The organism is Pararhodobacter marinus, from assembly GCF_003122215.1.
Taxonomy (GTDB): domain Bacteria; phylum Pseudomonadota; class Alphaproteobacteria; order Rhodobacterales; family Rhodobacteraceae; genus Pararhodobacter; species Pararhodobacter marinus.
The window spans coordinates 96,265-111,907 of record NZ_QEYD01000011.1; the positions used below are offsets into that span (position 1 = coordinate 96,265).

Below are 15,643 nucleotides of genomic sequence, written 5' to 3' on the forward strand. Positions count from 1 at the left end.
CGGTTGCTTAGCTATTTGCCTAACTGTCCGATCCGAGTCGGGCAACAGAAAACTTAGCATGATGGCTAACTTTTTATTTTTGAAAGTCCTTAGCCGGATTACCCCGGTTGCGTCGAAGAATGCGTGTTGCCTATCGGAAACTTTTGGCCATATTCGGCGCAACAGCCGGAAAACAGCGGATCGAAGACCGCGCAGGAACGGGAGAAACGGGGCATGACGCAACGGATGGACAAGTCGGGGCTGCAGGTCGACACCCGGATGGTCGCTTTCATCGAGGAACGGGCGCTGCCGGGGACGGGTGTCACGCCCGGCGCGTTCTGGGATGGCCTGGCCGGTTTGATCCGCGATTTCGGGCCGAAAAACCGCGACCTGCTGAAGAAACGCGAGACGATTCAGGCGCTGATCGATGCGTGGCATGTCGCCCGCAAGGGTCAGCCGCAGGATGCCGATGCCTACCGCGCCTTCCTGACCGAGATCGGCTATCTGGTCCCCGAAGGCCCCGATTTCACCATCGAGACCACGAACACCGATCCCGAGATCGCCGCCCAGCCCGGCCCGCAACTGGTCGTGCCGGTGATGAACGCGCGCTACGCGCTCAACGCCGCGAATGCGCGCTGGGGCTCGCTGTTCGACGCGCTTTACGGCACCGACGCGATGGGCGATCTGCCCAAGGGCAAGGGCTATGACCCCGACCGCGGCGCGCGCGTGGTCGCCTGGGCCAAGGCGCATCTGGACAAGGTCGTGCCGCTGAAGGGCGCGTCGTGGTCCGTGGTGACGGCGCTGCGCGTCGAAGACGGCACGCTGACCGCGACGACGCCCGCGGGAGAGGTCGGTCTTGCCGATCCCGCGCAGTTCCTGGGCTGGGCCGAGGGTGACGGCTGGACGCATTACCTGCTGGAAAAGAACGCGCTCAAGCTGGAATTGCTGATCAATCCCACCACCGAGGTCGGCAAGACCGATCCGTTCGGGCTGAGCGACGTCGCCGTCGAAGCCGCGATCAGCGCGATCATGGATTGCGAGGATTCGGTTGCCGCCGTCGATGCCGAGGACAAGGTGCTGGCCTGGGGCAACTGGCTGGGCCTGATGAAGGGCGATCTGACCGAGACCGTCACCAAGGGCGACAAGACCTTTACCCGCAAGCTTTATGACGATTTCACCTATCAGACCCCGTCGGGCGCGCCGCTGACGGTCAAGACCCGCGCGCTGATGCTGGTGCGCAATGTCGGCCACCTGATGACCAACCCCGCCGTTCTGGATGCCGAAGGACGCGAGGCGGGCGAGGGGCTCTTGGATGCGATGGTCACGACGCTTTGCGCGATGCACGATCTGCAGAAGACCGGCGGCGCGCGCAACTCTCTGCATGGCTCGGTCTACGTCGTGAAGCCCAAGATGCACGGCCCCGAGGAAGTCGCCTTCGCCTGCGAGATCTTCGACCGGGTCGAGACGGTTCTGGGCCTGCCCGCGAACACCGTGAAACTGGGCATCATGGACGAGGAACGCCGCACCTCGGTCAACCTGAAGGAATGCATCCGCGCCGCGAAGCACCGCGTGGCCTTCATCAATACGGGCTTCCTGGACCGCACCGGGGACGAGATCCATACCTCGATGGAAGCCGGGCCGATGGTGCGCAAGGGCGACATGAAATCGCAGCCCTGGATCAGCGCCTACGAGGATCGCAATGTGGATATCGGTCTGGCCTGCGGGCTGAAGGGCCGCGCGCAGATCGGCAAGGGGATGTGGGCGATGCCCGACCGCATGGCCGACATGCTGGACGCCAAGATCGGGCATCCCAGATCGGGCGCCACCTGCGCCTGGGTGCCGTCGCCCACCGCCGCCACCTTGCACGCCACGCATTACCACCTGGTCGATGTGATGGCGCGGCAGGACGAGATCGCCGCCGGCGGCGCGCGCGGCACGCTGGCCGATTTGCTGACGATCCCGGTCGCGCAGGGTCAGAACTGGTCCGAGGACGAGATCACCGCCGAGATCGAAAACAACGCGCAGGGCATCCTTGGCTATGTCGTGCGCTGGGTCGATCAGGGGGTCGGTTGCTCGAAGGTGCCCGACATCCACGATGTCGGCCTGATGGAAGACCGCGCGACCTGCCGCATCAGCTCGCAGGCGCTGGCCAACTGGCTGCATCACGGCGTCATCGACAACGCGCAGACCATGGCCGCGATGCGCAAGATGGCGGCCGTGGTGGACCGCCAGAACGCGGACGATCCGACCTATACGCCGATGGGCCCGGATTTCGACGGCATCGCCTTTCAGGCCGCCTGCGATCTGGTCTTCAGGGGTCGCGAACAGCCTTCGGGCTATACCGAGCCGGTGCTCCATGCCCGCAGACTGGAGCTGAAGGCCGCGCGCGGGTGAGCATCCGGCGCCATTTCCCCGACCTGCCGCCCGTCTGGGCGGCGGGCTTCTTCGCGGTGCAGATCGGGCTGGGCTGGGCCTTGCCGCTGATCCGTTTCGGCGACTGGGCCTGGCCGCTGGGCTGGCTCCTGCTCGGGGCCGGTCTGGCGCTGGCGGGCTGGTCGTCCGTTTGGTTCTGGCGCAAGAAGACCACGATCGAGCCGCACGAGACGCCCGGCACGCTGATCGTCGAAGGCCCCTTCCGGCTGAACCGCAACCCGATCTACACCGCGATGGCGATCTGCCTTGTGGGGACCGGGTTCTTGGTCGGCGCGCTCAGCGCGGTGCTGCTGGTGGCCCTGTTCCCGCCGGTCATCACCCGCCGCTTCATCCGCGCCGAGGAACTCGCCCTGCGCGCCGCCTTCGGCCCCGAAGCCGAGCGCTACATGGCCCGGACGCGTCGCTGGTAGCGTGGTCTGCCGCGCGATCACGTCCTCGCGAACGGCGCCCCGAACCGGCAGGCCCCCGGGCTTTCAGCTTGCCGAAAGCGCCGCCGCGCCGCATGATGCGCCCGACTGTGTCCGCGAAAGAACGGGCCGGCGCACATGCGGGTCGCTCCCGCAATTCAACAGGTTGGGAATGATCGTTCAATGAGACCCGGCGGCCTGGCTGCCCTGGTGATGGCCATGGCGCTTACCTCGCTCGCGTTCACCGCGCCTGCCGGGGCCGAGCATCGCATACCTTCCGCCGCGGCGCCCGGTGCAGCCGAGGCCCCGACACAAAGCGCGGCGCCGGTCCCCTCGGCGGGCACGCCCGGTGTCTTCGCGCTGGATATCCGCGGCACAAGCGAGGAAGCGCGCGCGCTGTCGCTGACGCTGTGGTATCCTGCCCATCCCGGAAACGAGGCGGATTTCGCAGGGAACGCGGTGTTCCGTCCCACCCGCGTGATCCCCGGCGCCGATCCGCGCCCGCCCGTGCCCGATGGACGCTTCCCGCTTGTGCTTGTGTCGCATGGCGGTCTGCGCTCAGCCGAGGACAGCGGCGCATGGCTGTCGGCAGGGCTGGCGCGTGCGGGGTATCTGGCGGTCGAGGTCAACGCCCCGCGCCCCGCCGATGCCCGCGCCGCGCTCAATGAAATCTGGCACCGCCCGGCGGATCTGAGTCGCGCGCTCGACCGTCTGCTGCGCCATCCGCAATGGTCCGCGCGCATCGACCCCGAGCGGGTCTTCGCCGTGGGCTTCGCGCTGGGCGGCACCGCCGCTATGGCGCTGACCGGGCTGGGCACCGAGGTCGAAGGCTACCAGCAATCCTGCGACAGCCCCGGGCAGGGCAATCCCGACTGCCGCTGGCTTCAGGCGCAGGGCGTCTCGCCCGCGCAGACCGAAACCGCGCCCCTCAGCATCGACCGCCACGATGCCCGCTTCCGCGCCGCCGTCGCCATCGCGCCCGAATATTTGCCGGTGATCGAGACCCGGCCGGGGATCCACGCGCCGGCGCTGATGGTCACCCTTGGCCCCGATGTGCCCGCCGGCGCCGACCGCTTGCCCGAAAGCGTCGTGCAGATGACGCTTCCGCAGGCCCGGCCCACGGACGGCTTCGCGCTGTGCACCGAAGCCGGGCCGCAGATCCTGGCCCGCGACGGCGGCGATCCCGACCTGTGCGGCAGCTCGCCCGACGCCCGGCTCGAGGCCCATGATCGCATCCTGCAGGCGATTGCCGCCTTTCTGCACGATGCCGACGCGCAACCCTGACCCCTGACCGAAAGGACCTGCCATGACCCTGACGCTCGACCAAGCCCGCACCATCATCGCCACCGCCCGCGCCAAGGGCCGCGAGGCGGGGATGAAACCGCTTTCGGTCGTGGTGCTGGACGCGGGCGGCCATGTCCTGGCCTTCGAGCGCGAGGACGGCTCGCCCTCGGGGCGGTTCGCCATTGCCTTCGGCAAGGCGCATGGCGCGGTGATGATGGGCGTGCCCAGCCGCAGACTGGGCGAGATGGCGGTCGAGCGCCCGCATTTCATCGCCGCGGCGGGCGGCGCCTTTGACGGCAAGATGGTGCCGGTCGCGGGGGGCGTTCTGTTGCGCGACGCGACTGGTGCGCTGGTCGGCGCCGTGGGCATCAGCGGCGACACCTCGGACAACGACGCGCTGGCGGGTGTCGCCGGGGCCGAGGCGGCGGGGCTGACGGCCGAAGCCTGAGACCGCCTGGACATGCTTGACCGTTTCCCCCTGCGCGCCAGTTAAGCGCAGATGTTCCCGTCTCCCGATCAGATCCTGCCCACCCTCGCCTCGCTGGGCGTCCTGACCTACTGGGTGATCGGGCTCGCTGCGCTTCTCGAAGGCTGGTTCGTCACCGGCGTGGTGGTGCCCGGCGCGCTCGTCGTCGATGCCGGCGGGATCCTTGCCCAGCAGGGCGTCGTCAACGTCTTCCACCTGGGCTGGTACGTTGCGCTGGGCTCGATCCTGGGGTCCGAGCTTGGCTATTGGACGGGCCGACTGGCGCGGCGCGGCCTGCGAGGGCGGCTGGAGGGCTCGCGCGCTTTCCTGCGCGCCGAGCAGCTGTTCGAGCGCCGGGGCGGGCTGGCCATCGTGCTGGGACGCTTCCTGGGGCCCGTATCGGGGCTGGTGCCGATGGTCGCGGCTATGGCCGACATGCCGCACCGGCGGTTCCTGCTGTGGTCGGTGCTGGCCTCGATCCCGTATACGGTGTTCCACTTGGCGCTGGGCTATGTGCTGGGCGATGCGTTTACCCGTCTGGGCCCGCTCGCCACCCGCGTGGCGCTGGTTCTGGCCGCCGTGGCGCTCTTGGTGGGCGGGCTGGTCTGGCTGGCGCGGCGGATCCTGCGCTTCCTGCCCGTCGTGCTCGCGGTGCTGGCCACGGCGCTGCGCGCGGTGCTCGACATGCCGCCGGTCCGGGGCTGGATCGTGCGCCACCCGCGCCTGTCGGGCCTCATTGCCGGGCGCTTCGCCACCGACCGTTTCGCCGGCCTGCCGGCGACCGTGCTGGCGCTGGTCTTCGGCTATATCTTCGCGATCTGGGTGCGCTCGGTTCTCGACTGGATGACCGCGGCGCCGATCGTCGCCATCGACACCCGCATCGCCAACCTGATGCACGGGCTTTGGACGCCCGGCCTGCTGCGGGTCGTGGCGCATGTCACCGCGCTGGGCGACACGCGGCTGGTTGCGGCGATCACCGCGGCGATGCTGCTTTTCCTGATCCTGCGGGGGCGGCGCGGACTGGCGCTGGCGCTCGCCGTCGGCGTGGGCGGCAACGCGCTGACTGTTACCGTGCTGAAGCTGATCTTCCAGCGCGAGCGTCCGCCGTTTCATTACTTCGTCGAATCGACCAACAGCTTCCCCTCGGGCCATGCCGCGATCTCGGTCGCGTTCTGGAGCACGCTGCTTTACGTCCTCTGGCGGCTGGGCTGGCTGCGGCTTTTCGCGGTGCTGGTGCTGGCGCCGCTGATGGCGATCCTGGTGGGCGGCAGCCGCGTGTTCCTGGCGCAGCACTATGTCAGCGACGTGTTCAACGGCTGGCTGGTGGGGGCGCTATGGCTCGTGGCGGCCATTGTCATCGCGGAATGGTGGCGCGAGACGCGCCCCGCCCCGGTGCCGATGGCATCCCCTGCGCCCCTGATCGGCGCCGTTGTGCTGGTGGGGGCCACGCTGTTCTCGACCTGGATCGTCGTCTTCTACGACAAGGCGCAGACCATGCCCTGGACCGGCCCGGCCAGCGTTGCCATCGCCGCGCCCTCCGAGCTGCCCGGACAGCCCGGCTTCCCGGCGCAGACGGAATCGGTGATCGGCACGCCGCTGGAACCTGTGAACATCGTGCTTCTGGCGGGCGACCGGCAGGCGCTGAGTGCCGCGCTCGAAGCGGGCGGCTGGGCGCCCGCGCCCGCCCGCGACCTGACATCCGTCCTGCGCGGCGCGCTGACCGCGTGGGAGCAGCTCGACGATCCCACCCCGGTCCTGACCCCGCGTTTCTGGGCCGACCGTCCCACCGATCTGACCTTTCAGCGCGGCGAGGGCGATCAGCGCCTGAGCCTGCGCCTGTGGTCCAGCCCCTTCGCGCTGCCGGGCGGGCAGGCGGTTTTCGCCGCGCTGGCGGCGTTCCCCGCCAGCGCAGGGCCGGGGCCCGATGCGGCGCGGGCGGCCGCGGTCGAGGCGCTGATACAGGCCGGCGCGCAGGCGCAGGGGATGATCGACGCCGGCCCGGCGCTGCGCGGACGCTCTGCCACGGGCGAGGGATGGTCATCGGATGGGCAGGCGGCAGTTCTGGCCCTGCCCTAGGCGCCGCTGCCTCTTTCCTTCCCGGTTCCGGGGAATTACCTTCTGGACACCGAAGTGACTGCAGGAACACAGAATGCCGCGCACGCGCCCGGTGGTAGGCATCATCGGCAATGCCGCCCTCCTTAACGAATCCTATCAGGTCCATGCCGGTGGGACGATGAACTCGGCCGCCGTCGCCGAAGTCTCGGAAGCGATCCCGCTGCTGATCCCCGCCGATCCGCGCTACGTTACGGTCAACGACCTGCTCGATGTCTGCGACGGCTTCCTGTTCACCGGCGGACGCCCCAACGTCCATCCCGAGGAATACGGCGAGGAAGAAACCCCCGCCCACGGCACGTTCGACCGGGGCCGCGATGCGATCACGCTGCCGCTGATCCGCGCCTGTGTCGAACGCGGGCAGCCAATCCTTGGCGTCTGCCGGGGCTTTCAGGAGGTCAACGTGGCGCTGGGCGGCTCGCTCTATCCCGAGATCCGCGACCTGCCGGGCCGGATGAACCACCGGATGCCGCCCGATGGCACGCTGGAAGAGAAATTCGCCCTGCGCCACAAGGTGACATTCACCGAGGGCGGGCCGTTCCACCGGCTTCTGGGGTCGACCGAGGTGATGACCAACACGCTGCACGGGCAGGGGATCAAGACCCCCGGTGCGCGCATCGTCATCGACGGTTATGCCCCCGACGGCACGCCCGAGGCGATCTATGTCAAGGACGCGCCGGGCTTCACCCTGTCGGTGCAATGGCATCCCGAATACAACGCCGCGAAGGACCCGGTGTCGCGCCCGCTCTTCGCCGCTTTCGGCGAAGCCGTGCGCAACTGGGCCAGCGTCACCGCCTGAAACGGCAACGGGGACCGTGGGGTCCCCGTCCTGTCCTGTCAGCCCGTCAGATCGCCGAGGAATGGCCGCTCTTGGCCATCGCGTAGGCGTCGAAACGCGCGGCGATCATCCGCGTCAGCGGGCGTCCCGGCATCGGAATCGCCAGCCCGCCGGCATTGTGCACGACGAACGCGCCGAAATGATCGGCCACCGGCGCAAACATCGCCTCCACCTGCGCCCGCGTCAGGCCGAAATCCGCGACCAGCTCGTCGGTGCGCACCCGGAAATCGCACATCAGCGCTTCGATGATCCGCGCGCGCATCCGGTCGTCACCGCGGAAGGCATGGCCGCGCGCGGTGGCGAATTCGCCCGCCCGCACCGCCTTCGCCCAGCCCGAGGTCGCCGGGCTCATCTGCGCATAGCCCTGCGGGAAGCGCGAGATGGACGAGGCGCCCAGCCCGATCAGCACCTCGGCGGTGTCGTCGGTATAGCCCTGGAAATTGCGCCGCAGCGTGCCCGCTTTCGCGGCGACGGCCAGCCCGTCCTCGGGGCGGGCGAAATGGTCGATGCCGATCGCCTCGTAGCCGTCCCAGGTGAACAGCTCCTGCGCGGTGTCGAACAGCGCCAGCCGTTCTTCGGGGCGGGGCAGGGCGTCCGAGGGGATCATCTGCTGACGCCGGGCCATCCACGGCACGTGGGCATAGCCGTACAGCGCCACGCGGTCGGGCGACAGCGACAGAAGTTTCTGCACCGAATCCGCCACCCGCGCGCGGGTCTGGTTGGGCAGGCCGTACAAGATATCGGCGTTCAGGCTGTGCACGCCGCGCGCGCGGATCATCTCGACCGCGTCGCGGGTGATGTCATAGCTCTGGTCGCGGCCGATGATCTGCTGGATCTCGGGGTCGAAATCCTGCACCCCGATCGAGGCGCGGTTCATCCCCGCTTCGGCCAGCGCATCCAGCCGCTCGGCGTCGATCTCGTTGGGATCGATCTCGACCGAGAACTCGGCGCCTTCGCCCATCGGCACCACGTCGAACACGGCGCGCGCCAGATCGCGCATCTGCGCGGCGGGCAGAAGCGTCGGCGTGCCGCCGCCCCAGTGCAGCCGCGACAGCGTCACGCCTTCGGGCAGCACGTCGCGCAACAGCGCCAGTTCCGATTTCAGCGTTTCGACATAGGCGATGACGGGATCGTCGCTCGAGGTGCCCTGCGTGCGGCAGGCGCAGAACCAGCACAACCGTCGGCAGAACGGCACATGCAGGTACAGCGAGATCCGGCTACCCGGCGCGATCGCGCCAACCCATTGACGAAACAGGGAAGACCCTACAGCGTCGGTGAATTGCGGCGCAGTCGGATAGCTTGTGTAACGCGGCACACGCGCGTCAAAGAGCCCCAGTCGGGCGAGTTGCGATTCCTCAGTCATTCGCCTAGTTTGTTCAGACCGCGCCCGATAGCCTTGACGCAGATCAATCCGATGCAGAAAACCACAGCCGCCCCCGCCAAGTTCACGCATGTGCAATGCGGAAGTTGCCCGATCCGGCATCGTGCGGTCTGCGCGCGCTGCGATACGGACGAGCTCGAACGTCTGGAAGAGACGAAATATTACCGCAGTTTCGAAGCCGGGCAGACCATCGTCTGGTCGGGCGACCGGATGGATTTCGTGGGCTCGGTCGTCTCGGGCATCGCCACGCTGACCCAGACCATGGAAGACGGCCGCCGCCAGATGGTGGGCCTGCTGTTGCCGTCGGATTTCGTGGGCCGCCCGGGGCGCGAGACGGCGGCTTATGACGTCGTGGCGACCACCGACCTGGTGATGTGCTGTTTCCGCAAGAAACCGTTCGAGACGATCATGCTGGACACCCCGCATGTCGGTCAGCGGCTGCTGGAGATGACGCTCGACGAACTGGACGCGGCACGGGAATGGATGCTGCTGCTGGGTCGCAAGACCGCGCGCGAAAAGATCGCCAGCCTGATCGCCATCATCGCGCGGCGCGATGCCTCGCTCAAACTGCAAAGCAGCGAAGGGCGGGTCGTGGTTGATCTGCCCCTGACCCGCGAGGCGATGTCGGAATATCTGGGCCTGACGCTGGAAACCGTCAGCCGCCAGATCAGCGCGCTCAAGCGCGATGGCGTCATCCAGATCGAGGGCAAGCGCCACATCATCATTCCCGATTTCGACCTGCTGATTGAAGAGGCGGGGGATGACAGCGACGGTGGCTTCCTGGTCTGAGGGGCCGTGGCGGCGGGTCTGAAAGCCCCCCGATCCCCTTGTTCAACAGGCGATCTTCGCGATTCCGCCCCCGCCGCGCCGCATTCTGGTCACGGTTGCCCCGCACGCTTCCGTCAACATGAGTGACAGGGCAGGACAGGGCGCGATGTTCAACTGGGATGCGGATTACGACGATCTGGTCAAAGACCGTGCGGTCCTTATCACGGCTACCGCCGACCTTCAGCCCGAAGCCGCCGGCGCCGCGCCGTCGTTGCGCGAACGCGCCGCGTCGCTCGTCTCGCATCTGCATGGCTTTGCGGGGAAATGGGCGATGGCCGGCGCGGTGGCGCTGATGCTGGGCGCTCTGGGCACCACGGCAGCCTTCGTGCCGCGCGCGGGTGGCGATGTCTCTCTCGCCTCGTTCACCGACTGGTCGCTGGGGATCCTCGGCCTGGCCGAGCCGATGCCCGAGGGGCTTCTGGCCTATGAACAGCCGCAATTCGACAATTTCCGCCGAGGCATCGCGCGGTTCTCCGATGCCGAGCTGATCGACTACCTGCGCGCCGCGCAGCGCGATCTGGACGCCGGCAGCCCGACCGCCGATTTTACCCGCGACGCGCTGTTCCTCGCCCATCGCGAGGTTGAACGGCGCGGCCTGCCCGCAACCCGCTGAGCGGCGCGTTATCGCTAACTTTCTGACCTAACACAATTTCTCCTTGTTTCCCCCGCAGCGCCGCCACGCTTGCGGGGCAAATTTTGTGCAGGGCAGGGGCGGGAGGCCCCGACACCCGACATGGTACGAGTTGAGGAGGTTCCACCATGAGCAAGACCCGTCGTCAGAAACGCGCCGTCCGCCGCAGCCGCGAACGCGTCGCCACCTATCTCTACGGCGCCGACCGCGAGGGCGCGATGGGCGCCACCTTCTTCGCCAGCGTAGGCGGCGGTGCGCTGGGCTGAGCCTCAGGCCTTCGGAGGTAAGGTCGCCACGAAGGCCCGGGCCATCGAGACCAATTGCCGGCGCCGGCTGTCATCGGCCATCGCCTCGGCGTCCAGCGACACGAATCCCTTCATGCGGCGACGCCCCATCTCGACCTGCGAGGCGCCCTCGATCCGCAGAGCGGCGCTCATCGCGTCGGGGCCGACCCTGACCATGCCGCCGCCGCGCCCGCTGGCCCCGGCCAGCATGTTGCCGTTCTGAAGGAAGAACAGACCGCCGAACATGCGCTGCTCGGTCACGCCGGGCAGCGCCGCCAGATCCGCGCGCAGAAGCGCGGCATGACTTTCGTCATAGGCCATCAGGTCACTCGAAAAGGAAACGGGCCGCCAAAAGGCGGCCCGCCATCCGGTTACAGAGAAATGCGGTAAAGCGCGAAGCCGCCTTCGCCCTCGCCCGCCGCTTCCATCATCACGCCGCGCGCGCTGACCTCGTCGACATATTGCGCAGCCCCCGGCCCGGTTTCGAACAGCACGCTGGTGTTCTCCATCGGCGCGAAGGTCCAGTTGCCGTCCGCCGCCGGCGCGATCGTGCCGTTGGCGACGATATAGCGCACGATGATGTCGCGGTTGGTATCGGGCGCGCGGAACACGATGGTCGAGCCATCGGCGCCGGGGAAGCTGCCGCCGCCACCGGCGCGGTAATTGTTGGTGGCAACGATGAACTCGGCCGCGTCGTCGATCGGCGCGCCGTCGAACATCAGGTCGACGATCCGGTGCGCATCCTCATTCACCACCACGCCGTCATTGTCGTAGCGCGAGGGCTGACTGAGGTCGATCTTGTAGGTCACGCCATCGATCACGTCGAAATTGTAGGACGGGAAGGACGGGTTCAGCAGCACCTGATCCTGCTCGCCGGGGGTGATCTGGTTGAACATGCCCGCGCTGCGCTCCAGCCATTCGCGCACCTCGGCACCGGTGATCCGCACCGCCATCAGCGTGTTGGGATAGAGATACAGGTCGGCCACGTTCTTGATCGCGATGGGGCCCGCCGGCACATCGGTGTAATAATCCGGACCGCCCCGGCCGCCGGCCTTGAAGGGGGCCGCGGCGGAGAGGACGGGAAGGCCCTCGTGCTCGGTTCCCTGCAGGATGTCGGTGACATACCATTTCTGCGCTTCCGAGACGATCTGCACCGAGGGATCATCGGCCACCAGCGCGAAATAGGAATAGAGCGGCACCTCGGTCTGGCCCACCTCGGCACGCACATAGTCCAGCGTCGCGGCATGGGCGGCGGCGGTCGCCTCGGCCACGGGTTCGTAATCGCCCACCAGCGCGGTGACCGAGCGGTCCTCGTTGCGCTGCGAAATCGGGCGGGTCGAGCTTTCGGCGCTGGCCACGGTCCAGCCGTCGCCCTCGCGCACCAGCATCAGGTCGATGATGCCCAGATGCGACCCCCAGAACCCGGCCATGACAGCGGGTTTGCCCATCAGCGTACCGGCCTCGGCGTCGATGCCTTCGCCTTCATGGTTCGAACCGGGGAAAACCAGATGCTGGTGGCCGGTGACCACCGCGTCGATCCCCTCGACCCCGGCAAGGTACAGCGAGGCATTTTCCATCATCGGCTCGAAGCCCTCGGCGATGCCGGAATGGGACAGCGCGACGATGATGTCGGCGCCTTCCTCTTTCATCCGGGGCACCCAGGCTTCGGCGGCCTCGACGATGCCGCGCACATTATAGGCGCCTTCCAGATGCGAGCGGTCCCATTGCATGATCTGCGGCGGCAGGAAGCCGATGATGCCCACCTTGATCGGCGCCTCGTTGCCCGCGCCGTCGGTCAGAACCCGGTCAAGGATCACATAGGGCGGCAGGTGCAGCGTGTCCTCGGTCGGGCTGTCGCCGAGGCTCGAGGCGAAGTTGGCGCTGACGATGGGGAACTCGGCGCCCGCATTCACCCGGTCCATGAACTCGATACCGTAGTTGAATTCGTGGTTGCCCAGCGTCCCGGCATCGTAGCCCAGGGCGTTCATCGCGGCGATGATCGGGTGGATGTCGCCCTCGTTCATGCCGTGTTCGTAGGCCATCCAGTCGCCCATCGGGTTGCCCTGGAAATAGTCGCCATTGTCGACCATCAGCGTGTTCGTCGCCTCGGCGCGGATTTCCTCGACGATCGAGGCGGTGCGCGACAGGCCCACCGTGTCGACGGGGCGGTCGGCGTAATAATCGTAAGCCTGCGCGTGGCAATGCAGGTCGGTGGTGGTCAGGATGCGCAGATGAGCCTGCCCTTCCTGTGCGCGGGCCGAGAACGGATGCAGCACCACAAGGCTGGTGGCGGCGGTCGTCGAGGCAAGGAAGGCGCGGCGCGTGAGACGTGTCATTGGTCTACTCCCGGATGTCGAGTCGCTCTGGCGGCGATCCGAGCATGGTGAACGTGGTGCGGGGTTCGGGCAACAAATTTGACCGTCGGTTCAATTTGTGACCGGCGAAACCCCGCCGGCGATGCGCTCTCATCGCGCCGGCGAGTGACGCTGCCGTGACACTGCGCGAAAATGCGGCAACCGGCTCAGCGCGGGCCGCGCCCCGCCAGCAGCCGGATCAGCGCGCGTGCCTCGGGCGGGGGACGCTGTTCAACGCGCCGATAGGCCCGCCCGTCGGGCGACCGTGTCATCAGCCTCAGACCGATCATGTCGCGCCGCAACAGCGCCCGGTCGCCGAAAGCGTGCCATCCGTCCAGGGCGGCGTTGAGGCCCCGTTCGTCGAACACCGCGCCGGGCTGCAGCCGCGCCCAGAGCGCCCACAGGCTCAGGATCTGCAGGTTGCGCCGCGCGGGCCAGCGGGCCAGCATGCCGCCCGCGTCGAAGCATCCCAGCGCGCGCTCGACCCGGGCGGCATCGAAGCTTTCGTCCGGGGCGGGGGCGTCCAGCCGGGTGCGCGCGGCATGGGCGGCGCGCAGATGCTGGTGATTGCGGAACCCGGCGGCGCGCGCCAGCATGTTCAACAGTTCCAGATGCGACGGTTTCCCGGCCTCGGGCATCTGCCGCGACAGGGCGCGCGCGAAATGCGAGACATCGGGCGTGGTCAGGGGGATAAGGTCACGCGTCATGGTATCCTCGATCGCCGCTGCGGGGTCGGGGTCGCTGACTTGCGACGCGCGGCATCGAAGAGGGATGCGATTCGCGTGTGACGGGCAGGTTTAGCTTCCCTCGCGGGACAGCGACGCCTCGGGAACTGCCGACCGTTGCCCGAGGATAGGCCAGCGTATGCCGCGCCGCAATATGGACGTCTTGCGATCCAAAAGATGCCGGAAGAGGGAACGATTTGAGCCGTCACCCGGCCCAATTGCGAACACAACCTTTGTTAACTTTTGGTCAACCTGACCCAATACCGTCCAGTGGCCCCATGCTTGATTCCCGTTCTTCCTTCCGGTTCTTCCGTGATTCCGATTCCGGCGCCGTTTCCAGCGACTGGACCGTGATCGCGGCGATGGTCTGCAGCATCGGTCTGGCAGGCATCCTGACGCTGCAGAACGGCGTCGGCGATCTGGGCGAGGGCATCGACCGCTCACTCAGCATGGCGCATATCGGCGCCGTTACCTCGACCGGCGCGGCGACGCTTTTGCCGACGGCCGCCCATGCAACGGCGGTGCCCGCCCCCGGAAGCGCGGCCAGAAGCACGGCCAGCAGGACGGCGGCCGCGACCCCGATCGCGGTGGGCCAGGGCGCGCATTGGGTGCGGCTCGAGGACGCGCAGGGCAGCGGCGTGGGCGCTGCGCGCTCAGGTTCGGGCCCGTTGTCCGCCGAGACGCCCGAGAGCCTTCGCGCGCGCTATGACGGCGCGGTGCAGCTGGGCCGGGAGCGGCTCGATCTGGGCGACACGGCGACCGCCTGCGCGCAGATCGACACCGCCGCGTCCAGCCGGGACGAGCTGACCCGGCGCGGCCTGTTCGTGTCGGACCTGGGGGCCGGGCTGGGCGCGCTGCGGGAAAGCTGCACCGCGCTCTGACCCGGCGCCGGGTCAATGCGCCAGGAAGATGGCGTGTTTGGCATTTTCCAGCACGTTGCGCGTGGCACCGCCCAGGATCGCCTCGCGCAGCCGCGAATGACCATAGGCGCCCATCACCATGAGCGAGGCGTCGATATCCTCCATATGGCGCATCAGCACGTCCGAGACGCGCGGCAGGGTCTTGGCCAGTACCGATACCTCGGCGCGCACACCGTGACGCGACAGCATCTGTGTCAGCAAGCCGCCCGGGTCCGACCGCTCGGGGCTGTGGACCGGCGGATCGACCACGACCACATCCACCGCATCGGCGGCCTGCAAGAGCGGCAGCGCCCGACGGACGGCGGAGAGGGCTTCGTTCGACTGGTTCCACGCGATCATCACGCGCTTGCCGAAGGTGGCGGGCAGCCCGCCCTCGGGCATGACCAGAACCGGCGCCTGCCCCTCGAACAAGGCCGCCTCGATCACCGCCTCCTGCGAATGAAGCGTCCCGGCACCATAGGGGCGCGACTGCACCACCAGATCGGAAAAGCGCGCGCGCAGCCCGACCAAAGCGGGCAGCCCGCCGAACTGAACCACGGCGGTTTCGGTGCCCCAGCGCAGCGACGCGCCCTCCAGCATCCGCCGCGCCCGGGTCTGCAGGTCCTCGGCTTCGGTCTGCGCGCGCTCCAGCGTTTCCTGCAGCAGAAGCGGCGAGGCCCCCATGTAGAACCCGCCCGCCGGGGTCATGTCGACGCCCAGCAGATACGCGCTCAGATGCGCGTCGCGCGCGGCGGCGATCTGCATCACGCCGGGTAGTGTCGAGGTAAGCTCTTCTTCACTGGCAACGAAGGTCACGATTGACTCGTAGGCCATTTGGAAATCTCCTTACGCGTGCGTCATTTGCAGTCATCCTACCCTGCGATGTTCCGACGCACACCTTTTGGTCGCATTGATCTTGGTCAAATGATGGCCATGAAGGTCACTTGACCTGAATCAAGGTCCGGCTGTCACGCAGGCAGGATAAGGACCATGGCGCGACAGGTCCCGACTCTGTTCGAGAC

General features: G+C 67.8%; 15 protein-coding genes. 10 read left to right on the forward strand and 5 right to left on the reverse strand.

Annotated features, from left to right (window positions below; translation table 11 throughout):
* The first annotated feature begins 213 nt into the window (after nt 1–213).
* From C4N9_RS17155 to C4N9_RS17180, 6 genes are all read left to right on the forward strand, one after another.
* The gene (locus C4N9_RS17155; protein ID WP_109534577.1) at nt 214–2,373 is read left to right on the forward strand and encodes a malate synthase G; all 2,160 of its coding nucleotides are present in this window, start codon (nt 214–216) and stop codon (nt 2,371–2,373) included.
* Entirely contained in the window at nt 2,370–2,822 is a 453-nt protein-coding gene (locus tag C4N9_RS17160; protein ID WP_109534578.1) for a methyltransferase family protein, read from the forward strand. Before C4N9_RS17155 ends, C4N9_RS17160 begins: the two co-directional genes overlap by 4 nt.
* A gap of 180 nt (nt 2,823–3,002) precedes the next feature.
* Nucleotides 3,003–4,103, forward strand: coding sequence for an alpha/beta hydrolase family protein (locus tag C4N9_RS17165; protein WP_109534579.1), 1,101 nt, complete (start codon nt 3,003–3,005; stop codon nt 4,101–4,103).
* 22 nt (nt 4,104–4,125) lie between these two features.
* The gene (locus C4N9_RS17170) at nt 4,126–4,551 is read left to right on the forward strand and encodes a GlcG/HbpS family heme-binding protein (RefSeq protein ID WP_109534580.1); all 426 of its coding nucleotides are present in this window, start codon (nt 4,126–4,128) and stop codon (nt 4,549–4,551) included.
* 51 nt (nt 4,552–4,602) lie between these two features.
* A complete protein-coding gene (locus C4N9_RS17175; RefSeq protein WP_109534581.1) occupies nt 4,603–6,645 on the forward strand; it encodes a bifunctional DedA family/phosphatase PAP2 family protein in 2,043 nt (680 codons plus the stop codon).
* 73 nt (nt 6,646–6,718) lie between these two features.
* Complete coding sequence (locus C4N9_RS17180; protein ID WP_109534582.1) at nt 6,719–7,480, forward strand: gamma-glutamyl-gamma-aminobutyrate hydrolase family protein; 762 nt, start codon at nt 6,719–6,721, stop codon at nt 7,478–7,480.
* A gap of 46 nt (nt 7,481–7,526) precedes the next feature.
* Here the strand turns inward: C4N9_RS17180 and hemN are convergent, their stop codons facing one another.
* A complete protein-coding gene (hemN, locus tag C4N9_RS17185; RefSeq protein ID WP_109534583.1) occupies nt 7,527–8,882 on the reverse strand; it encodes an oxygen-independent coproporphyrinogen III oxidase in 1,356 nt (451 codons plus the stop codon).
* A 51-nt stretch (nt 8,883–8,933) separates the two neighbouring features.
* On the opposite strand from hemN, the gene fnrL reads away from it, so the two are divergent.
* The 3 genes from fnrL to C4N9_RS21980 all read left to right on the forward strand — a co-directional run bounded on the left by fnrL (nt 8,934) and on the right by C4N9_RS21980 (nt 10,625).
* The gene (gene fnrL, locus C4N9_RS17190) at nt 8,934–9,689 is read left to right on the forward strand and encodes a transcriptional regulator FnrL (protein ID WP_109534663.1); all 756 of its coding nucleotides are present in this window, start codon (nt 8,934–8,936) and stop codon (nt 9,687–9,689) included.
* 145 nt (nt 9,690–9,834) lie between these two features.
* Complete coding sequence (locus C4N9_RS17195; protein ID WP_109534584.1) at nt 9,835–10,341, forward strand: hypothetical protein; 507 nt, start codon at nt 9,835–9,837, stop codon at nt 10,339–10,341.
* A 146-nt stretch (nt 10,342–10,487) separates the two neighbouring features.
* Complete coding sequence (locus C4N9_RS21980; RefSeq protein ID WP_168192275.1) at nt 10,488–10,625, forward strand: hypothetical protein; 138 nt, start codon at nt 10,488–10,490, stop codon at nt 10,623–10,625.
* Nucleotides 10,626–10,628: 3 nt separating this feature from the next.
* On the opposite strand, the gene C4N9_RS17200 is transcribed toward C4N9_RS21980, so the two are convergent.
* The 3 genes from C4N9_RS17200 to C4N9_RS17210 all read right to left on the reverse strand — a co-directional run bounded on the left by C4N9_RS17200 (nt 10,629) and on the right by C4N9_RS17210 (nt 13,704).
* Nucleotides 10,629–10,964, reverse strand: a complete 336-nt coding sequence (locus C4N9_RS17200) for a TfoX/Sxy family protein (RefSeq protein ID WP_109534585.1) — start codon at nt 10,962–10,964, stop codon at nt 10,629–10,631.
* A gap of 50 nt (nt 10,965–11,014) precedes the next feature.
* Nucleotides 11,015–12,979, reverse strand: a complete 1,965-nt coding sequence (locus C4N9_RS17205) for a bifunctional 2',3'-cyclic-nucleotide 2'-phosphodiesterase/3'-nucleotidase (protein ID WP_109534586.1) — start codon at nt 12,977–12,979, stop codon at nt 11,015–11,017.
* Between the two features lie 185 nt (nt 12,980–13,164).
* Entirely contained in the window at nt 13,165–13,704 is a 540-nt protein-coding gene (locus tag C4N9_RS17210) for a DUF2087 domain-containing protein (protein ID WP_109534587.1), read from the reverse strand.
* Between the two features lie 296 nt (nt 13,705–14,000).
* Between C4N9_RS17210 and C4N9_RS17215 the strand changes: the two genes are divergently transcribed.
* On the forward strand, nt 14,001–14,603 hold the full coding sequence (locus C4N9_RS17215) for a hypothetical protein (RefSeq protein WP_109534588.1): 603 nt from the start codon (nt 14,001–14,003) through the stop codon (nt 14,601–14,603).
* Between the two features lie 12 nt (nt 14,604–14,615).
* Here C4N9_RS17215 and C4N9_RS17220 read toward each other — a convergent pair whose 3' ends face one another.
* Nucleotides 14,616–15,455, reverse strand: a complete 840-nt coding sequence (locus tag C4N9_RS17220; protein ID WP_109534589.1) for a universal stress protein — start codon at nt 15,453–15,455, stop codon at nt 14,616–14,618.
* Nucleotides 15,456–15,643 lie beyond the last annotated feature (188 nt).